Below are 18,626 nucleotides of genomic sequence, written 5' to 3'. Positions count from 1 at the left end.
TTCTGCACGAAGAATGTCGGCGCTTGTTCTCTTGGGCACCGTTCTTGTCGGCTGCGGTGGGGGGAGCGCCGACACCTCCACCGCCGCGCGCCCGGCCGGCGTGCCCACCGCCCCCGCGGCGAGCGCCCCCGCGAGCGACAGCGACGGCCCGAGCGGCAGCCCGGTCCCCCGCCGGAGCGGCGGCCCCGCCGACGCGCGGAGCGACGGTCCGAGCCCCGGGGCCGCGCCGGGCCCCGCGCGCGGGCGCAAGGAGCCCCCGACCATGGCGCCGGGCCCCGGCGGCCTGACGCCGGTGTACACGCGCCGGACCGGGGAGGGCGCGGAGAAGGTCGTCGCGCTCACCTTCGACGCCGACATGACGGCGGACCAGGGCCCGCGCGCGGCGGCCGGGGAACGGTTCGACAACCCGCAGCTGATCGAGACTCTGCGCCGGCTGCGCGTCGACTCCACGGTCTTCATGACGGGCCGCTGGGCCGAGGAGTACCCGGACCAGGCCCGCTCCATCGGCAACGACCCGCGTTTCGAGATCGCCAACCACTCCTACAGCCACTACTCCTTCGCCTCCCCCTGCTACGGCCTGCCGAGGGTCGGGGTAGAGGACATGACCGCCGACGTCCGGCGGGCCTTCGACGCCTTTCGCGCGGCGGGGGCGCGCAATGTCGTGCCGTACTTCCGCTTCCCCGGCGGCTGCTACGACGACGACGCGCTGCGCGCCCTCGCGCCCGCGAAGGTGACGGCGGTGCAGTGGGACGTGGTCAGCGGCGACGCCTTCGCCAAGGACGGCGACGCCGTGGCCCGGCAGGTCCTCGACGGCGTGAAGCCGGGCTCGCTCGTGGTCCTGCACTGCACGCGCAGCGCGGCCCCCGTCACGGAACAGGCGATCCGCCGGATCGTCCCGGAACTCCGCGCCAGGGGCTACCGCTTCGTGAAGGTCTCGGAGCTGATGGGCGGCTAGCGCCCCGTCAGGGGCGGGTGAGCAGCGTGAGCATGATCGAACCGTCCGCGGTCGCCTTGCGCCACGGGTACTCGCAGACCATCCGCTCCACCTCGACCGGCTGCTCGGCGACGGTGCGCTCCGGGAAGGGCTTGCACTTCCCGAGGTTGGCGTACTTGGGGCAGTCGCCGTCCGGCTTGCGGAACTGGTGGGCCTGCCAGGCCAGCGTCCCCGCCAGCTTCTCGTCGGGGTGGGTCGGCAGGTACTGGTTGCCGAAGAAGGACCCGATCATGCCGCCGGCGAGCGCCATCGCCAGCAGCACGCCGACCGCGGTGAACCGCCGCGCCTCGGGCCGCGCCGCCTCGGGTCCCTCGGCCTCCCGCAGCCGCTGCACCAGGGGCACGAGCCGCTGTGCGGCGAGGACGCAGGCGAGGACGGTGAGGGCGGTCAGCGTGACCTGGATCTGCATGATCGTGCGCGGGAAGAGCTGCACCTGCTGGTCGGCCTCCATGTGGCCGGCCAGCCAGAAGCGGACGAGCCACGCGCTGCCGAAGCAGGCGAGCGGGGCGACGACCACGGCCTTGCGAAGGCCGAGCGCCACGGCGAAGCCCAGGCCGATCAGCACGATCACGGCGTACATGTGCAGACCCGAGAACTCTCCGAAGCCCGGGTACTCCCCCGGCTCGTCCCAGGCGCGGCTGCTCAGCGGCGTGGTACCGATGTACGCCGGTTCGGTGAGCGTGTAGCCCGAGCACCACTGGTCCCGGGTGCTCGTCGCCCCGAGCAGGACGCGCAGGTAGACGCCCGCGACCAGCAGGAAGCCGATCAGGGAGCTGCCGAGGAGGAGGAGACCGCTCAGCCGGCCGGTGCGCCACGGGAAGAAGAAGAGGACGGCGACGAGCACACCCGGCAGCGACCACAGGTGCCAGCCCGAGTAGACGAGGAAGAGGAGGCCGAAGAGCAGGCCGAGGAAACCGCCGCGCAGGGCCGTGCCGCGGGTGGTGAAGTGCGGCGAGGCGCGCAGCCACAGCAGCAGCTTCGCGATCAGCGGCAGGATCAGGACGAGGACGAGCGGGCTGTACGGCTTGTGCGGGAGCGTCTGCTGCAGGGCGGGCAGCAGCCCCAGGGCGAGGGCGGGCAGCGGCCCCACGCACATCCGCCAGAGCAGGTAGGCCGCGGGCCCGGTGACGGCCACGAGGGCGATGAACACCCACTTGAAGGCCAGCGCGGGTTCACCGTCGAAGAGCCCGGCCTTGGCCAGATAGCCGATGGTGTAGGGAACGGCGGGCGGATAGAAAGCGTCCATCGCGCCGGTGTGCAGCACCTCCTCGGCCCATCCGAGGATGCGGTTGTTGTCCCCGTACGGACCGTTCAGCGGCCAGGGCGTCCCCCGCAGGGCGAAGACCTGCGCGGCGCCGATGAACCCGGTGCCCAGTCCGGCGACGGCCGCGGCGGCGAGCCGCACGGTCACGGCCCGCACCCGCGCGCTGCCGCGCACGGTCGCCCAGCCCACCACGGCGACGATCACGAGGATCACGAGAGCGAGCCGGAACTGGAGGTTCGACAGCCCGCTGACCTGCCCGACCCGGGTGACGGGGCTGTTGCCGACCGTCAGTCCCCAGTACGCGAACCCGAGCGCCGTGAGCAGCCCGACCGCGATCTCCCCGGCCGCCGGACCCCAGCGGCGGGCCCGCAGCCCCGCGAGTTCCTGGGGGGTGCGCCGGGACGGCGCACGCCTCTCGGCCGGAGCCGGCGCGGCCGTCTCCAGGGGCAGGTCTGTCTTCAACTGTGTCTCCAGAGTGCGCGGCCGGGCATGGTGCGCCCGGCCGCCATGAACGGGTTCGGCGTGTCAGGGGAGCGGGCGCCGAGGGCGCCGCGTGGTCGGGGGGCCCGGCCGTGGCCGGGACGCGGTGCGTGGCTCCGCGTCAGCCGTTCCGCTGGCGGGGGACGCGGACGGCCCGGCCCAGCTTGTTCTTGACACGGGCCAGCGTGGAGGGCGGCTGAGGCACGGGGCGGATCTGCACGGCGAGCTGCCCTTCGCGTGGCCCGACGCTCACCGTGTGCGCCCTGCCCTCGGCGGCGGGCAGGGCGACCGTCCGCCGGTCGGCCTGCCGGGGCACGTCGGGTCCGAGGGCGCCGCCCAGTCCCCCACGAGCCGAGAGCCCGTGGGCCGTGCAGCGCAGGGAGACCTCCCAGACGCCGTGGTCGAGCGGGCCGCCGTCGGCGGCCTCGGCGACGTCGATCGCCACCCGGAAGCCGGCGAGGCCGTAGTCGTACGTCTCCTTGCCCCGGCTCACGGTCAGGTGCGGGGACTCCTCCCGGCGTGCCGGGACCACGATCTCGCGGCGGGTGCCGGAGTGGCGCAGGACCACCTCGGTCTCCAGGGCGTCGGTGTCCACCTGGTCGAGGTAGGCGTATCCGGCCAGTTCGACGACGGTGCCATGCCAGGTGAGCTCGTCCACCCGGCGCCGCGGGCTGGCGCCCAGGGCCACGTCGGTGATGTCGCACAGCTCCTCGTAGGCGGCGGAGGAGGCCGGCGGGAAGGGTGCCGCCGCGTACAGCCTGCCGTCGCGGAGGACCGCCTTGCCCGGTCGGCCGGCCAGATCCCAGGCGACGACCTCGGCGAGTTCGTCCAGGAGTCCTTCGCGCAGACAGTGCACGCGCAGCCGCTCGGCGACGTCGAGCCGGCCGAGGACCCCCGGTGTGACCCAGGCGTGGGCGTGCGGAGCGGCGAGGTCGGCCAGCTCCTTGCGGCCCGCCTCGTCGGCGTCGAGGTAGCGGCGGTCGAAGCGGCGCAGCAGCTCGACCTTGACGTGCCTGGTCACCAGGCGGTCCCGCAGCGGTCCGGGCTCGGTGAGGCCGGTGACGATGTCGACCAGCTCGGCCGCCTGGCTGAGCATGGTCGGGTAGTCGAGCCCGCCGTGGGTGATGTTGCCGTTGTCGGCGCGCCTGACCAGGTAGTAGCAGTCGTAGTCGGCGAGGATCGATATCACCGTGCTGTGCAGGTACGCGCGGGCGACGAAGTGCTGGTCCTCGCTGATCCGCATGTGCTCGGGGAACCGCAGGCCGTGGCGCTCGATCATCTCTCGCCGGAACAGCTTGAACGGCATGAGCGTGTAGTAGACGGTCGCCGGGTCCGCCTTGTCCACGTTCTTGGCGAAGACCTCGCGGACCTCCTTGCGGATGACCCGGCCCACGCCGACGAGCTTCGCCAGGACCGTGTCGGCGTCGTTCCTCTCGGCCATGGCCACCAGGCGTTCGAGGGCCTGTGGCCCCAGGCAGTCGTCGCCGTCGAGGAAGAAGACGTAACGGCCGGTCGCGTGGTCGAGGCCGACGTTGCGCGGACGGCTCGGGCCGCCGGACGGCTCCTGGTGGATGACGGTCGTCCGCCCGGGGTGTCCGGCCGCCCACGCGTCCAGGGCCTCGCCGCTTCCGTCCGTACTGCCGTCGTCCACCGCCACCACCTCGATGGCGTCCAGGCCGATGCTCTGCCGGGCCACCGACGCGAGCGTCCGCTCCAGGTACGGCATCGCGTTGTGCACGGGAATGACCACGGAGACGGTCGGCGTCGGCGAAACGTTCATCGAGCGGTTGCTCCCGTGCGGAAAGTGTGAAGGCCGAGGACACAGTAAGGCACCTCGGCCCGACGGCGTCAGGGGTGCGGAGGGACTGATCGCGAGGGCTGCGGGACGACGTGTCAGCCGGAGCAGGCCGTGCGCTCCGCCTCGCGCCACTCGCAGACCGGGCAGAGGGTGATGCCCTTGGCCGACTCGGGGTGTTCGGTCGGCTTCCCGCACAGGACGCAGTCGGCGCGGGGCTCCCCGGCCGCCGAAGGCACCGGCGGCCGGGCGGTGGTGGGCGTCTTCTCCGCCTGGTCCTCGTCCATGGATCCGAGGGTACTCACTCGCGCCATGCCGTGGCCCGGCATGACAGGGTCACCGTCGCCGCCATGAGGGCCAGGGCCCCGGCGAGGGGGAGCCAGGGCAGGTGGACGGTCGCCGTGTGGGAGCCGGTGACCAGCGACGTGACGGCGCGTTCGGCCGGGGAGCCGCGGGTCAGCAGGGCGAGCAGCGAACCGAGGACCAGGGTCGCCAGGGAGAGCCCGCGGGCGTGCAGGAACGGGCGGGAGGACAGGGTGCCGACGGCCGCGCCGGTCAGGACGCAGACGGACGCTCCGAGGAGACCGGCGGCGCCGGCCTCGAGGGGGCCGGCCCCGCGGAGGTCGCTCACCGCCGTCACGGCGAGGGCCGTGACCGTGCCGACGAGCCCCGCGCATCCGGTGGCGGCCAGGACCGCCGCGGCGTGGGTCCGCCGCCGGCCCGCCGCGGCCGCCACCACGGTGCGCGCGGCGGACGGTTCCTGGTGCAGGCAGATCCGTACGGCCCAGCCGGTCACGGGGAGCAGCCCGGCCACCGCGTAACCGAGGGCGCCGAGCACCGGCTCCCCGGGCCGGACGCCCACGACGAGGAAGGCGCAGTACAGCAGGAAGGGCGCGAGCCAGCGCTGGGAGCGCACGAGGAGCGCGGTGTGGTAGCGCAGCAGGGCGGTCATACCCGTGCGCCCTCGGTGCCGACGTCGTGGACGTGCCAGGCGGGGTGGGCGGTCAGCAGCGTGCGGAGCACGGCGTCGGAGTGGGCCGCGTCGACGGTGAGTGCCGTGGTCCCGCCGGGGCCCACGGCGGAGGCGGGGCTGCCCGGGAGCCCTTCGGGGAGCGCTCCCGTGCCGGAGACCACGATGCGCACCCGGGCGCCGGGGAGTGCCCGGAAGGCCCCGGCGTCGGCCCGGAGGGCTGGGCCCAGGGTGTCCGGTGCCTCGGCGTCCGGCGCCCGGAGGGCGGGGGACACGGCGGCCGGGGCCGGCACCCGGCGCACCGTGCCCGCGTCCACGGTGTGGACCGCGTCCGGCTCCCCGGCGAGCCGCCGCGGGTCGTGGTCGACGAAGACCACCGCCGCGCCGGCCGCGACCCGTTCGCGGACCGCGCGGTCGAGCTCCTCGCGGGCCGCCGTGTCGAGGCCGGTCCACGCCTCGTCCAGGACCAGCAGGGCGGGGTCCGCGAGGAGGGCCTGCGCGACGGCGACCTTCTGGCTGCTGCCCTTGGACAGTTCGGCGAGCGGGGTGTCGGCGAAGGCGCCCGCGCCGAACCGGTCCAGCCACTCCCCCGACCTCGCCGCCGCCTCCGCCCGGCCGAGCCCCTGGACGCGGCCGAGGTGGCGCAGATAGCCGCGCGCGGTGAACGGCAGGGCGGCCGGGAAGCGTTCGGGTACGTACGCCGTGCGCGCCGGCCTCCCCGTGATCCGGCCCTCCGAGGGGGCGTCGATGCCGGCGACCAGCCGCAGCAGGGTCGACTTGCCGGTGCCGTTGCCTCCGGTGATCCGGACGAGGGTGCCGGGGGGCAGCGTGAGGTCCGCCCCGCGCAGGACCCACGGCCCGCGCAGGCCGTAGCGGCGGCCCACCCGCTCCAGTCGCGGCGTCGGCGTGGTCAGTTGGCCGACGCCTTGTGCGGGGTCTGCTCGCTCGGCCGGACGATGACGAACCCCTCGCCCTCCAGCTTGAGCTGGACCGCCTCGCCCGAGCCGCCCCGCATCATCGAGCCGAAGGACTGCGAGCGGTGCAGCGACGTCTGCAGGCGCTCGCTCCAGCCGACGACGGCGTCGGTGTCGACGTGGACCGGCGCCTGCGGGGTGACGGGGATGACGATCGGGGTGCCCTCGCAGACCAGGGCGATCTTCCCGTGCCCCGAGAAGACGCTGTTGAAGAGTCCCCCGCCGGTCATGCCGGCGCCCTTCACCGTCCTGATCTCGTACGAGAGGGTCGCATCGAAGCAGAGGACGTTCCGGCCGTTCACGGTGAGCGAGTCGTGCTGCTCGATCTCGACGATGAAGCAGTTCTGCGCCTGGTGCGCGAACCACGCCTCGCCCCGGCCGCGGACGGCCATCAGCGCCAGGCCCTCGCCCGTGACGGCGCGCTTGAGCATGCCTCCTATGCCCTGCCCCTTGCGCTCGAACCGGAGGTCGCCCCGGAAGGCGATCATCGAGCCCTGGCGCGCGTGCATCTCGCCGTCGACGGTGTACTTGACGGCCTTGGCGTTCTGGAGGGTCATCCCCGGATACGCGGCGGCCTCGGCAAGGTGCTCGCCGGAGAACAGATCGCTCTTCATGAGGTGCATCCTGACCCGGAAGGTGTCGCTCCTACAAGAATCGCCCGTCGCCCGCGGTGGCAGACTTGCCGGGTGAGCAGCAACGAGACCGATTCCCGTGACGACAAGCCCCAGTTCGTCCTGCCCCTCGTCGTGCGGATCGAGCGGGCCGGACCCCCCGCCCGTACCGACGCCTTGCAGACGGCCGCCCGCGCCGTCCTTGCGATCCTCGCCGACGAGCGCTCGCACGGCGACGGGGAGTGGGCGGAAGTCATGGACGACTGGCAGGACGCCCGGATCCGCAAGGTCGTGCGCCGGGCGCGCGGCGCGGAGTGGCGCAAGGCCGCCGCCCTCCCCGGCATCACCGTGCACGGGGAGGAGGCGGAGGTACGGGTGTTCCCGCCGGTCCCGCTGGACGGCTGGCCCAGGGAACTGGCCAAGCTCCAGGTCTCGGGCACCGACCTGGAGGATCCCGCCGAGCCGGGCGCCGCGCCGGAGGGGGCCGCGCGGCTGTGGCTCAACCCCGAGCTGGAGATGTCGGCGGGCAAGGCGATGGCACAGGCCGGCCACGGGGCGCAGCTGCTCTGGTGGGAGATGCCGGAGCCGGACCGCAAGGCCTGGCGCGAGGCCGGTTTCCCGCTGGCGGTGCGGACGGCCGACCCGGCACGCTGGGCCGCGCTGACGGCGAGCGGGCTGCCGGTGGTGCGGGACGCCGGTTTCACGGAGATCGCCCCCGGTTCCTGCACGGTGGTCTCGGACTTCCCGGTTCCCGGTCCGCCGGTGGGCTGAGCCGGCCGGGAGGTCCCGGATCCGGTGTGCCCGTCACTGAACGCTCGCGTCGCCCCGTGCGTATCTCCTCATATCGCCAAGGAGGTTGAACCGCTGCCCGGATGGCGGTTCAGTCTGCGGTACACCGAACGTACGGGAGACACCTTGTCGCTACGCGTCAACGGGACGGCACTCATCATCGCGGCGCTGGTCGCCACGGTCGGCGCGCTCGCCTTCCCCGTCTGGTCCTATGCCGACCGCTCCGGCACCGGGGAGGCGAATCTCAACGCCTCGTCCGTGGCCACCCAATGGGGTCCGCTCTCGGCCACCGACCGGGACTTCCTGGTGAAGGTGCGGCTGGCCGGGCTCTGGGAGCTCCCGGCCGGCCAGCAGGCCATCGAGCGCGCGCCCAGCCGGGCGATCGTGGAGTGCGGCGACCATCTGGTCGTCGGCCACACGGACCTGGACCGGCGGGCCAGGACCGTGGCGGCGAAGCTGGGCGTGGAGCTGCCCAACCAGCCCACCGAGCAGCAGCAGGCGTGGCTGCGGGAGCTGACGGCGGCGCGCGGCGAGGAGTACGAGCGGAAGTTCGCGAACCTGCTGCGCAACGCCCACGGCAAGGTCTTCGCGCTGGTCGCCGAGGTCCGGCACACCACCCGCAACACACTGATCCGCCAGTTGGCGAGCGACGCGAACCAGACCGTGCTCGACCACATCACCATGCTGGAGGCCACCGGGATGGTGGACTTCGACGCGCTGGCGAACGAGGCCGCGGGGCGCAAGACGTCGAGCCCGACCGGGCCGCCGGTGGTGCCGTCGCCCGCCGTCCCCACGCCCGTCCTGCCCTCGGGCACGGACCAGTCCTTCACCTCCCGCCCGGTGCCGGAGGCGGGGATCGTGACACCGCACTCGTAGCCGGGCCGCGCGCCGGACCGGTCCCAGGGCCGGACCGCGCGTCCGGCTCCCTCTCGGCCCGGCGGGGAAGGGACCTCGTCCGGCGCCGGGACGACGCCCGTGCGACCGCCGCTTCGCGGGAAGCGGCGGTCCCGTCGTATCCGGTGACCCGTCCGGTCGCCGGGCCGACCGGCGGGCGCTGCCCCGGCGCGCCCTCTCGTACGCGCTGCCCTGGCGGCCCTTCAGGCCACCGCCCCCGGCTTCACGGGCAAGCCGCTCCGCGGCCGGTGAGAGCTGCGGGGACGGCCCGCCGGTCCCGGAACCTCAAATCAACCTCTGAACGTCCCTCCGGCTGGATTCGAACGGATCCGGCGGGGCCATCACACCGGGGACTGAAGGAGGGGGACATGACGGAACTCGGTATCGGCATCGGCTGGCGCCCGGAGATCGCGGACGCGGTGGAGGGGCTGCCCGGCGTCGACTGGGTGGAGGTCGTCGCGGAGAACCTCTGCGCCGGCCACCTCCCCGACTCCCTGACGCGGCTGCGCTCGCGCGGGGTCACGGTCGTCCCGCACGGCGTGTCCCTGGGGCTCGGCGGCGCGGACCGGCCGGACGCGGGGCGGCTCGCGGAGCTGGCGGCGAAGGCGACGGCGCTGGGGGCGCCGCTGGTGACGGAGCACATCGCCTTCGTGCGGGCCGGGGGCCCGCTGACCGCGTCGCCGGTCCTGGAGGCGGGGCACCTGCTGCCGGTGCCCCGCACCTGGGACGCGCTCGACGTGCTCTGCGAGAACGTCCGGATCGCGCAGGACGCGCTGCCGGTTCCCCTGGCCCTGGAGAACATCGCGGCGCTGGTGGCGTGGCCGGGCGAGGAACTGACGGAAGGGCAGTTCCTGGCGGAGCTCGTGGAGCGTACGGGGGTACGGCTCCTGATCGACGTGGCCAACCTCCACACCAACCACGTCAACCGTGGCGAGGACCCGGCGAAGGCCCTCTCCGAACTCCCGGTCGAGGCGATCGCGTACGTCCACGTCGCGGGCGGTCTGGAGCGCGACGGCGTCTGGCACGACACCCACGCCCACCCGGTGACGGCTCCGGTCCTCGCGGTCCTGGCCGACCTGGCCTCCCGGGTCGCCCCGCCGGGCGTCCTGCTGGAACGGGACGACCACTTCCCGCCGCCGGGGGAACTGGCGGCGGAGCTGTCCTCGATCCGCGAGACGGTGGCGGCGGGCCGTCACCGGCGGGCGCGCCGGGAGGCGCGTGCCGAGGGCACGCTGCTCATCGGCGCGGGTGCCCGCGTCTCCGGCGGCCCGATGCCGATCCCGCCGGCTCCGCCGCAGGCCCCCACGGCGGCGGAGGCGACGATCCCGGGCCGGGTGTCGGGTCCCGGGCCGGGCGTCGGGGCGGCCCCCGCCAGGCCCCAGACCCGGCGCGGCGCCGACCCGGGCTTCGCCCTGGGCTCCGGCGTGGTCACGGGCCGCACCGGTGCCGACGCCGACGCCCGCACTCGCTCCGGCACGGCCGCCACCACGCCCGCCCCCGCCACCGGCGACCCCTCGCCGCGTCACGCCGCCGACCACCCGGACCACGCCCCCGCCCGGGAGCGCGTCGCCCTCGCCCAGGCCGCGCTGCTCTCCGCGCTGGTCGCCGGGACCCCCGCGCCCGAGGGCTTCGACGCGCGAAGGCTCGGGGTGCAGAGCCGGGCGCTCGCGGCCAAGCGCGCCGACGTGATCGCCAAGGTCGCCCCCGAGCTTCCGGAGATACTCGCCGCCGGCTACCGGCCCGCGTTCCTCGCCTACGCCAAGTCCCGTCCCATGAGCGGTGGTTACCGACGCGACGCGCTCGACTTCGTCGAGCACCTGCTCGTCGCCGGACACCCCGAAGACCCCGATGCCCGACACCGGCTCACCCAGTGGTGGCAGGACCGTTCCGGTTCCCGCCCGCCGGGCCGGGTCACCCGCCTGGCCCGGGCCGCCCGCGCCGCGCTCGTACGAAGGTGAGAGACCGATGACCACACTCGCCGTCCTGTACTACCTGGCCGCCGCCGCGGCCGTGGTCGTCCTGATCGTCAGGACCGCCCGCACCCGCTCCGGCATCGGCGGACCCGTCCACGACCGCCACGAGGCCGCCTTCCTCAACGGCGGCCCGGCCAGGGTCGTCGACGCCGCGATCGCCGCCCTCCAGGCGGACGGCCGGATCGCGGTCGGCGGCCCGGGGATCGTCTCCGTCCTGCGCCCCACCGCCCACGACCACGTCGAGCGCGCCCTGCTCCACGAGCACGCGGGGGCCCCGCACGGCGCGCTGCACCATCTGCGGCTGGTCACGATGCGCCACCCGGCCGTGCAGGAGATCGGCGACGGCCTGGCGGCACGCGGGCTGATCGTGACGCCCCCCGTCCGCCGCTCCGCGATCCGCTGGAGCGTCTCCGTGGGCATCGGCTGCCTCGCGATGGTGCCCCTCACGCTCATCCTCACCGTCTTCCAGATGGCCGGCCCCGACGACAGCGGCCTGTCCGTCCCCTTCTTCCTCATCGTCCTGCCGGCCCTGATCGGGGCCGGTGTCACGGCCGCCGTCTGCGGAGCGATCGCCGCACGCCGGATCACCCCGGCGGGCCTCGGCGCCGTCGCCGCGTACGGCCGGGACCACGGCCATCTCGCCGACGCCGGCCATCTGGTCGCCCTCTTCGGGCTGCGCGCCCTGCCGGACCCGATGCTGCGGGAGCAGTTGCTGACGGCGGCCCGGATCCGCGTCCCCCGCCCGTCGGGCGGCGGTGCCCGCCGGGCCCACCGGAGCCACTCGTCCTCGACCGACTCCTACGCGGCCCTGGTCACCGTGTGGTGCGCGGCCGGTGCGGGCGGCGAGAGCGGCGGAGGCGGCTGCGGCGCGGGCGGGGGCGGCGGGGCCGGCTGCTCCGGCGGCTCGTGCTCCGGCGGAGGAGGGGGCGGCGGAGGCAGCTGTTCGGGATCGAGCGGGAGTTCCTGCTCCAGTTCGAGCTCCGGCGGCAGTTCGTGCTCCAGCAGCAGCGGTTCGAGCTGCGGCGGCGGCTCCAGCGGCTGACCCGCCCTGCCGCCGACGCGTCCCCCCGCTCGGGGGGGGGGGGCGCGTCGGGGGCATTCGCCCCGACACCACGCGACGGTCCTTTACTTCCCGCTTCCGCCCGCCAACGATCCCTTTGTTCCCGCTTGCCTGCGCGCGTACGAAGGGTAGGGCCGATGAGAACGCTCGCGCTGTACGGAGCCCTCGGCTCGATGGTCCTCACGTCCTTGGCCGTGGCCCCCGCCGGAGCCCTGGACACACCGCCCGCCGAGACCCGGGGCCTCCTCGCCGCCGCCGGCCGGGCCGCCACCGAGGGCATCCAGTGGGGCGTGTGCCCGGCGGCCGAGAAGCTCCCCTCGTCCGTCCAGTGCGGCACGGTCCGGGTCCCCCTCGACTACGCGGACCCCGGCAGCACCCGGATCGGGCTCACCGTCAGCCGGGTCAAGGCCTCCGGTCCGGCCTCCGCACGCCAGGGCGCGCTGGTGTACAACCCCGGCGGCCCCGGCGCCTCCTCGACGTCGTTCCCGCTGGTCGCGAAGGCGCCGGCGTGGAAGCGGATCTCCGCCGCGTACGACCTGATCGGCTACGCCCCGCGCGGGGTGACGGGCAGCTCCGCACCGGTGTCCTGCCAGGATCCCGCCGACCGCGCCAAGGGCCCCACCCTGGCGCCGTCGGAGCCGTCCGAGGTCTTCAAGCGGGAACGCGTCGCACGGGCGAAGACCTACGCCCAGGGCTGCGCGCAGCGCACCGGAGCGGGCCTGCGGCACTACCACTCGCTCAACAACGCCCGCGATCTGGACGTGCTGCGGGCCGCGCTCGGCGAGGCGGAGCTGACGTACATGGGCGCCTCGTACGGCACGTACTTCGGCGCGCTGTACGCGACGCTCTTCCCGCAGCGGGTGCGCCGGATGGTCTTCGACGCGCCGGTCCACCCCGATCCCCGGCACGTCTGGTACGTCAACAACCTCGACCAGTCGCTCGCCTTCGAGCGCCGGTGGGCGGACTTCCGCACCTGGGTGGCCAAGCACCACGCGGTGTACGGCCTGGGGTCCACGGCGGACGAGGTGGGCGAGAGCTACGAGAAGGTCCGCGTGGAACTCGCGGCGCGGCCGGCGGGCGGGAAGGTGGGCCCGGGGCAGTTGCACGCGGCCATGATCCAGGCCGGTTACCACGACGGGTTCTGGCCCTCGCGGGCCGCCGCGCTCTCCCGCTATCTGAAGGGCGACCCGAAGCCGCTGATCGAGCAGGCCGTTCCCCAGGGGGCGGCGGCGGACAAGGGCGGCCCGGACCCGGGCAACGGGACGGCCGTCTACACGGCGGTGGAGTGCAACGACGCCCCCTGGCCGGAGGATTTCGCCGTGTGGGACCGGGACAACACCCGGCTGGCGAAGATCGCGCCGTTCGAGACCTGGGACAACGTCTGGATGAACCTGCCCTGCGCCTACTGGAAGGAGCCGCGCCAGAAGCCGCTGGACGTGCGGACCGGGGAGGGGGCGCTGCCGCCGGTGCTCATCCTGGCCGCCGAGCGGGACGCGGCCACGCCGTACGAGGGGGCCCTCGAGCTGCAGCGCAGGCTGCGCGGATCGGCGCTGGTCACCGAGCGGGACGCGGGGACGCACGGGATCGGCGGCGGGCCGAACGCCTGCGTGAACCGCCATCTGGAGACGTACCTGCTCACCGGGGAGGTCCCCGGAAAGACGCCGGTGCGGCGCGCGTCATGCGCGCCGCACCCGGAGCCGGACCCGGTGTCGCTGGAGCGGCGCACGGAACTCCGTCCGCCGTCTGATCTTCCGGGTCGAGGGGCGACGGCCCGGCTGGGCGCCGGGTCGTCACCAGGTCGGTAGTCCGGCCGTCAGGCCAGACCCGTCACCAGCTCGGCGACGCTCTTGCGCCGGCCGGTGTAGAAGGGGACCTCCTCGCGGACGTGCATCCGCGCCTCGGAGGCCCGCAGGTGGCGCATGAGGTCGACGATCCGGTACAGCTCGTCGGCCTCGAAGGCGAGCAGCCATTCGTAGTCGCCGAGCGAGAAGGAGGCGACCGTGTTGGCGCGGACGTCGGGGAAGCCGCGGGCCATCTTGCCGTGGTCCGCGAGCATCCGGCGGCGGTCCTCGTCCGGCAGCAGGTACCAGTCGTAGGAGCGCACGAAGGGGTAGACGCTCACGTAGTCGCGGGGCGTCTCGTCGGCCAGGAAGGCCGGGATGTGCGACTTGTTGAACTCGGCCGGGCGGTGCAGGGCCATGTTGGACCAGACCGGCTCCAGGGCACGGCCGAGCTTGGTGCGGCGGAAGAGGTTGTACGCCTCCTGGAGCTCGTCGCTCGTCTCGGCGTGCCACCAGATCATCAGGTCGGCGTCGGCCCGCAGACCGGAGAGGTCGTACGTGCCGCGGACGGTGATGTCCTTGGCGGCGAGCTGGTCGAAGAGCTCCTGGACCTCGTCGGCGTAGCCGGCGCGGTTCTCGGGCAGGACGTCGCGCAGCTTGAACACGGACCACAGGGTGTAGCGGATGACCTCGTTGAGGTCCTTCGCCTTCTTACCGGCGTTCGGGATCTTTTCGGGCGCACTCATACGCCTATTCTCGCCCGTCACGGACAGTGCCCCGCACCAGGGTCGGTGGTTTCCGACGTGGCGATGATCTCCCCGGCCGTCCTTCCCGCCGTCACCGCCGCCCCTCCCCCGCCGCCGGTCCGGCGATCCCGTCCAGGATCTCGTCGGCCGCGCGGTGGGCGGAGGCGATGCAGGCGGGGATGCCGACGCCGTCGTACGCGGCCCCGGCGAGGCGGAGGCCGGGCAGTTCGGCGACGGCCCGACGGGCGCGGGCGACCCGGGCGAGGTGGCCGACCGGGTACTGCGGCAGGCCGTCGATCCAGCGGGTGACGGCGGTGGCGACGGGCCGGGCGGCCAGACCGGTGGCGGCGGCCAGGTCCTTCGCGGAGGCCGCGACGAGGTCGGCGTCCTCGCGGTGGACCTGCTCCTCCTCGCCGTAGCGGCCGACGGAGGTGCGCAGGACGAAGAGGTCGGGTGCGGCGTCCGCGACCCACTGCCACTTCTGGCTGGAGAAGGTGGACGCCTTGATGGTGTGTCCGTCGACGGGCGGCACGAGGAAGCCGGAGCCGGGCAGGCGCAGGATGTCCGTCCGCCGGAAGGCGAAGGTGACGAGCGCCATCGAGGCGTATTCGACGGTGTCGAGCTGCGCGGCCGCGGCCGGCGCCTCCTCGGCGAGGAGCGCGGCGGCGGCCCAGGTGGGCGTGGCGAGGACGACGGCGTCGGCGTGGTGCACCCGGTCGCCCGCGACGATCCGCCAGCGTGTGTCCCGGTCCGTGCCGGCGGTGGCGGCCGACAGCCGGGCGGCGGCCGAGGCGGAGGCCACGGCGGCTCCGGCCACGGCGGCCGAGGCCAGGCCCGCGGTGGCGGAGGTCAGCCCCGCGGTGGCGGCGGCGTCCACGCGGCCGCTGGGCACGTCGGTGTCGCTCCCCCCGTTCGCACCACCGTCCCCCGCCGCCACGCGGCGCAGTTCCGTCACGGGGGCGTGCGTCAGGATCTCGCCGCCGGCCGCGCGGATCGCGTCCGCCACCGCTGCGGGCAGGGTGCCGATGCCGCCCTCGATGCCCATGAAGGCGGAGCCGCCGAGGCCGGTGGCCGCGCCGGCCGCGTCGGAGGGGGTCGCGGCCCCCGCCCGCTGCACGGCGCGGACGGCCTCGGTGAGCGTGGGGTGGGCGCGGGCGGCGTCGAAGAGCTTCGGTACGGCGGCCCGGAGGGAGATGCGGTAGGCGTCTCCGGCGTAGACGCCGCCGAGCAGGGGCTCGACGAGCCGGTCGACGACCTCGTGGCCCATCCGTTCGGCGACGTACGCGCCGATGGCGATGTCGTCGCCGATGTCGGTCGGCGGCAGTTCGAGGTCCCGGCCGACGCGGCGCACGCCCTGGTCGGAGAGGAGCCCCGCGAGCGCTCCGCCGTCGCCCGGTACGCCCATCACGTGCCCCTTGGGCATGGGGATCAGCGCGCCGCGTGACCACACGGACGCGGTGGTGGTGGCCGGTGCCCGGAGCCGGTCGGCGAGGCCGACGGCGCCCGCGAGGGCGACCGCCTCGGGGCGCCGGGCGAGCAACGACTCGGCGCCGAGGTCGACGGGGGCGCCGGCGATCTCCCCGGCGAGCAGCTTGCCGCCGAGGCGGTCGCCGCCTTCGAGGAGGGTGACCCGCACGCCCGCCGTGGCCAGCCGGTGCGCTGCGGCGAGCCCGGCGATGCCGCCCCCGACGACGACGACGTGCCCCAGCGACCTGCCCGTGGTGTCCGCGTTCATGGGTCCACTCTCTCAAATCGCCCCGCCCGAGCCGTTCCGAGGCCGGAACGTGATCACTTCGCTACCGGACGAGGGCAACCCCTCGCCCCCTCTCGTACGTCGAACCGGCGACACTCACCACCACCCTTGGGGGGGAATCGGATGCGTGGAGCACGCATGGCGGCCGTGGCGTTCCTTGCGGCCTCACTGGCACTGACCGGCTGCGCGGCGTCGGACGGCGCCGGCGACAAGGCGAGCCTGAGCGACGCCAAGGGGGCCGAGGGTGCCCGGGGCGCCGGCGGCGCGGCCGACAGCGCGGAAGCGTCGGGGCAGGAGCAGCAGGGTCAGGGAGCCGCGGCCCGCAAGCCCGCCGCGCCCCGGCAGCACGTCATCCGTACCGCCGAGCTGTCCGTGGAGGTCGCGGACGCGACGAAGGCGCTGGCCACGGCCCGGCGGGTCACGCGGGACGCGGGCGGCCATGTCGCGAACGAGTCGACCGAGCGGACCGACGACGCGCACACGACCTCGCGGGTCGTGCTGCGGGTGCCGCAGGAGCGTTACGAGGCGGTCCTGAGCGAGCTGGCGGGCACCGGCAGGCTCCTGTCGCGCACCGCGGAGGCGAAGGACGTCACCGATCAGGTGGTGGACGTCGAGAGCCGGATCGCCACCCAGCGCGCGAGCGTGCAGCGGGTGCGCGCGCTGATGGACCGGGCGGCGACGCTCGGCGAAGTGGTCAGCCTGGAAGGGGAGCTGAACCGCCGTCAGGCCGATCTGGAGGCGCTGCTGGCCCAGCAGGCGTCGTTGAAGGACCGTACGACGATGGCGACGGTGACCCTGGTGCTCAGCGAGAAGGAGTCGGCGCGGGCGACGGAGGACGAGGACCGTCCGGGCTTCCTCGACGCGCTCGCCGGCGGCTGGAACGCGCTGGTGACGGCGCTCGCCTGGATCCTGGTCGTGCTGGCGGCCCTGGCCCCGTGGATGCTGGTGGGCGCTGTGCTGTACGTGGTGTGGCGCCGGCTGATCAAGCCGCGGCTGCCCCGCCGTCCGGCACCGCAGCTGCCCCCGCGCCCCTTCCCGATGCCGGGATCCGACCTGCCCACGGCGCCTCCGGCGCAGCGGCAGGACTGAACGGCCCCCTCGACGTAGCGTGTTCGTATGAGTGAACGACTGGTGGTCATCGGTGGTGACGCGGCGGGCATGTCCGCCGCGTCGCAGGCACGCCGGCTGCGGGAGCCCTCGCAGCTGGAGATCGTCGCCTTCGAAAGGGGCCGCTTCGCCTCGTTCTCGGCCTGCGGCATCCCGTACTGGGTCGGGGGCGACGTCGACGAGCGCGACGACCTGATCGCCCGCACCCCCGAGGAGCACCGGGCGCGGGACATCGATCTGCGGATGCGGACCGAGGTGACCGAACTGGACCTGGCCGGGCAGCGCGTGCGCACCCAGGACCTGGAGTCGGGCGGCGAGGCGTGGACGGGCTTCGACAAGCTGGTGATCGCGACCGGCGCCCGCCCCGTCCGGCCGGCGCTGCCGGGCATCGGCGCGCCGGGGGTGCACGGCGTGCAGACCCTTGACGACGGCCAGGCGCTGCTCGACTCCCTGGAGGGGACGCGCGGCCGGCGGGCGGTCGTCGTGGGCGCGGGCTACATCGGGGTGGAGATGGCCGAGGCGCTGCTGAAGCGGGGCTACGAAGTGACGGTCCTCCACCGCGGCGAGCAGCCGATGTCGACGCTGGACCCGGACATGGGCCGGCTGGTGCACCGGGCGATGGACGGTCTGGGCATCACGACGGTCGGTTCGGCGGCGGTGACGGAGGTCCTCACGGGCGAGGACGGCCGCGTCCGCGCGGTGGCCACGGAGGACGCCGAGTATCCGGCCGACGTGGTGGTCCTCGGCATGGGCGTGGAGCCGGAGACGACACTCGCCCAAGCGGCCGGCCTGCCGACGGGCTCGTACGGCGGGCTCCTCACCGATCTCGCGATGCGGGTGCGGGGCCACGAGAACGTGTGGGCGGGCGGCGACTGCGTCGAGGTGCTCGATCTGGTGTCGGGGCGTGAGCGGCACATCGCCCTGGGGACCCACGCCAACAAGCACGGTCAGATCATCGGATCGAACGTGGGCGGCGACTACGCCACCTTCCCGGGCGTGGTCGGGACGGCGGTGTCGAAGGTGTGCGAGCTGGAGATCGCGCGGACGGGGCTGCGGGAGAAGGACGCCCGGGCGGTCGGCCTGCGATACGTGACGGTGACGGTGGAGTCGACCAGCCGCGCGGGCTACTACCCGGGGGCGGCGCCGATGACGGTGAAGATGCTGGCCGAGCGGCGGACGGGCCGGCTCCTCGGGGTGCAGATCGTGGGCCGCGAGGGCGCGGGCAAGCGGGTGGACATCGCGGCGGTGGCGCTGAGCGCGCGGATGACGGTGGAGCGGATGACGTCCCTGGACCTCGGCTACGCCCCGCCCTTCTCCCCGGTGTGGGACCCGGTCCTGGTGGCGGCACGGAAGGCGCTGGCGGCCGTCCGGGCGGCCGGTTAGGGCGTGTTTCGAAAGTGGCGCCGTCCGCCCGGAGGGCGGGCCCCGCGGCGTC

The 18,626-nt window shown here is 74.5% G+C and carries 16 protein-coding genes; 8 read left to right on the top strand and 8 right to left on the bottom strand.

Annotation, left to right across the window (positions count from 1 at the left end):
• Nucleotides 1–13: 13 nt before the first annotated feature.
• The gene (locus AB0K65_RS28725) at nt 14–955 is read left to right on the top strand and encodes a polysaccharide deacetylase family protein (RefSeq protein ID WP_365721544.1); all 942 of its coding nucleotides are present in this window, start codon (nt 14–16) and stop codon (nt 953–955) included.
• Nucleotides 956–962: 7 nt separating this feature from the next.
• Here AB0K65_RS28725 and AB0K65_RS28720 read toward each other — a convergent pair whose 3' ends face one another.
• The 6 genes from AB0K65_RS28720 to AB0K65_RS28695 form a co-directional block, all read right to left on the bottom strand.
• On the bottom strand, nt 963–2,720 hold the full coding sequence (locus tag AB0K65_RS28720; protein WP_365721542.1) for a hypothetical protein: 1,758 nt from the start codon (nt 2,718–2,720) through the stop codon (nt 963–965).
• Nucleotides 2,721–2,859: 139 nt separating this feature from the next.
• Entirely contained in the window at nt 2,860–4,518 is a 1,659-nt protein-coding gene (locus AB0K65_RS28715; RefSeq protein WP_365721540.1) for a glycosyltransferase family A protein, read from the bottom strand.
• Nucleotides 4,519–4,631: 113 nt separating this feature from the next.
• Complete coding sequence (locus tag AB0K65_RS28710) at nt 4,632–4,820, bottom strand: hypothetical protein (protein WP_365721538.1); 189 nt, start codon at nt 4,818–4,820, stop codon at nt 4,632–4,634.
• Between the two features lie 14 nt (nt 4,821–4,834).
• Nucleotides 4,835–5,485, bottom strand: coding sequence for an ABC transporter (locus tag AB0K65_RS28705; RefSeq protein ID WP_365721536.1), 651 nt, complete (start codon nt 5,483–5,485; stop codon nt 4,835–4,837).
• Nucleotides 5,482–6,387 carry an ATP-binding cassette domain-containing protein gene (locus AB0K65_RS28700; protein WP_365721534.1) on the bottom strand — a complete coding sequence of 302 codons (906 nt, stop codon included), beginning with the start codon at nt 6,385–6,387 and terminating at the stop codon, nt 5,482–5,484. Before AB0K65_RS28700 ends, AB0K65_RS28705 begins: the two co-directional genes overlap by 4 nt.
• A gap of 26 nt (nt 6,388–6,413) precedes the next feature.
• Complete coding sequence (locus AB0K65_RS28695; RefSeq protein WP_365721532.1) at nt 6,414–7,091, bottom strand: AIM24 family protein; 678 nt, start codon at nt 7,089–7,091, stop codon at nt 6,414–6,416.
• 72 nt (nt 7,092–7,163) lie between these two features.
• Between AB0K65_RS28695 and AB0K65_RS28690 the strand changes: the two genes are divergently transcribed.
• From AB0K65_RS28690 to AB0K65_RS28670, 5 genes are all read left to right on the top strand, one after another.
• Nucleotides 7,164–7,859, top strand: coding sequence for a peptidyl-tRNA hydrolase (locus AB0K65_RS28690; protein WP_365721530.1), 696 nt, complete (start codon nt 7,164–7,166; stop codon nt 7,857–7,859).
• Nucleotides 7,860–8,003: 144 nt separating this feature from the next.
• Nucleotides 8,004–8,753: a DUF4142 domain-containing protein gene (locus tag AB0K65_RS28685; protein WP_365721528.1), complete on the top strand. Its 750-nt coding sequence runs from the start codon at nt 8,004–8,006 to the stop codon at nt 8,751–8,753.
• Between the two features lie 386 nt (nt 8,754–9,139).
• Nucleotides 9,140–10,729, top strand: a complete 1,590-nt coding sequence (locus AB0K65_RS28680; protein WP_365721526.1) for a DUF692 domain-containing protein — start codon at nt 9,140–9,142, stop codon at nt 10,727–10,729.
• Nucleotides 10,730–10,736: 7 nt separating this feature from the next.
• The gene (locus AB0K65_RS28675) at nt 10,737–11,786 is read left to right on the top strand and encodes a TIGR04222 domain-containing membrane protein (RefSeq protein WP_365721525.1); all 1,050 of its coding nucleotides are present in this window, start codon (nt 10,737–10,739) and stop codon (nt 11,784–11,786) included.
• Between the two features lie 155 nt (nt 11,787–11,941).
• On the top strand, nt 11,942–13,609 hold the full coding sequence (locus tag AB0K65_RS28670; RefSeq protein ID WP_365721524.1) for an alpha/beta hydrolase: 1,668 nt from the start codon (nt 11,942–11,944) through the stop codon (nt 13,607–13,609).
• 8 nt (nt 13,610–13,617) lie between these two features.
• Here AB0K65_RS28670 and hemQ read toward each other — a convergent pair whose 3' ends face one another.
• On the bottom strand, nt 13,618–14,331 hold the full coding sequence (gene hemQ, locus AB0K65_RS28665) for a hydrogen peroxide-dependent heme synthase (protein ID WP_365721523.1): 714 nt from the start codon (nt 14,329–14,331) through the stop codon (nt 13,618–13,620).
• A gap of 91 nt (nt 14,332–14,422) precedes the next feature.
• Nucleotides 14,423–16,066 carry a protoporphyrinogen oxidase gene (gene hemG, locus AB0K65_RS28660; RefSeq protein WP_365721522.1) on the bottom strand — a complete coding sequence of 548 codons (1,644 nt, stop codon included), beginning with the start codon at nt 16,064–16,066 and terminating at the stop codon, nt 14,423–14,425.
• A gap of 141 nt (nt 16,067–16,207) precedes the next feature.
• Between hemG and AB0K65_RS28655 the strand changes: the two genes are divergently transcribed.
• Complete coding sequence (locus AB0K65_RS28655; protein ID WP_365721520.1) at nt 16,208–17,173, top strand: DUF4349 domain-containing protein; 966 nt, start codon at nt 16,208–16,210, stop codon at nt 17,171–17,173.
• A 27-nt stretch (nt 17,174–17,200) separates the two neighbouring features.
• Entirely contained in the window at nt 17,201–18,574 is a 1,374-nt protein-coding gene (locus AB0K65_RS28650; protein WP_365721518.1) for an FAD-dependent oxidoreductase, read from the top strand.
• Nucleotides 18,575–18,626: the final 52 nt, after the last annotated feature.

Origin of the sequence: Streptomyces sp. NPDC053755, assembly GCF_040677675.1 — a bacterium.
Classification (GTDB): domain Bacteria; phylum Actinomycetota; class Actinomycetes; order Streptomycetales; family Streptomycetaceae; genus Streptomyces.
This window is presented reverse-complemented; position numbering and strand designations above follow the sequence as displayed.

Bases quoted from the DNA above. Each gene is read 5' to 3' on its own strand.
- hemG (WP_365721522.1), bottom strand. From the start codon at position 16,066: ATGAACGCGGACACCACGGGCAGGTCGCTGGGGCACGTCGTCGTCGTC.
- AB0K65_RS28725 (WP_365721544.1), top strand. From the start codon at position 14: ATGTCGGCGCTTGTTCTCTTGGGCACCGTTCTTGTCGGCTGCGGTGGG.
- hemQ (WP_365721523.1), bottom strand. From the start codon at position 14,331: ATGAGTGCGCCCGAAAAGATCCCGAACGCCGGTAAGAAGGCGAAGGAC.
- AB0K65_RS28680 (WP_365721526.1), top strand. From the start codon at position 9,140: ATGACGGAACTCGGTATCGGCATCGGCTGGCGCCCGGAGATCGCGGAC.
- AB0K65_RS28710 (WP_365721538.1), bottom strand. From the start codon at position 4,820: ATGGACGAGGACCAGGCGGAGAAGACGCCCACCACCGCCCGGCCGCCG.
- AB0K65_RS28695 (WP_365721532.1), bottom strand. From the start codon at position 7,091: ATGAAGAGCGATCTGTTCTCCGGCGAGCACCTTGCCGAGGCCGCCGCG.
- AB0K65_RS28715 (WP_365721540.1), bottom strand. From the start codon at position 4,518: ATGAACGTTTCGCCGACGCCGACCGTCTCCGTGGTCATTCCCGTGCAC.
- AB0K65_RS28675 (WP_365721525.1), top strand. From the start codon at position 10,737: ATGACCACACTCGCCGTCCTGTACTACCTGGCCGCCGCCGCGGCCGTG.
- AB0K65_RS28655 (WP_365721520.1), top strand. From the start codon at position 16,208: ATGCGTGGAGCACGCATGGCGGCCGTGGCGTTCCTTGCGGCCTCACTG.
- AB0K65_RS28705 (WP_365721536.1), bottom strand. From the start codon at position 5,485: ATGACCGCCCTGCTGCGCTACCACACCGCGCTCCTCGTGCGCTCCCAG.
- AB0K65_RS28650 (WP_365721518.1), top strand. From the start codon at position 17,201: ATGAGTGAACGACTGGTGGTCATCGGTGGTGACGCGGCGGGCATGTCC.
- AB0K65_RS28670 (WP_365721524.1), top strand. From the start codon at position 11,942: ATGAGAACGCTCGCGCTGTACGGAGCCCTCGGCTCGATGGTCCTCACG.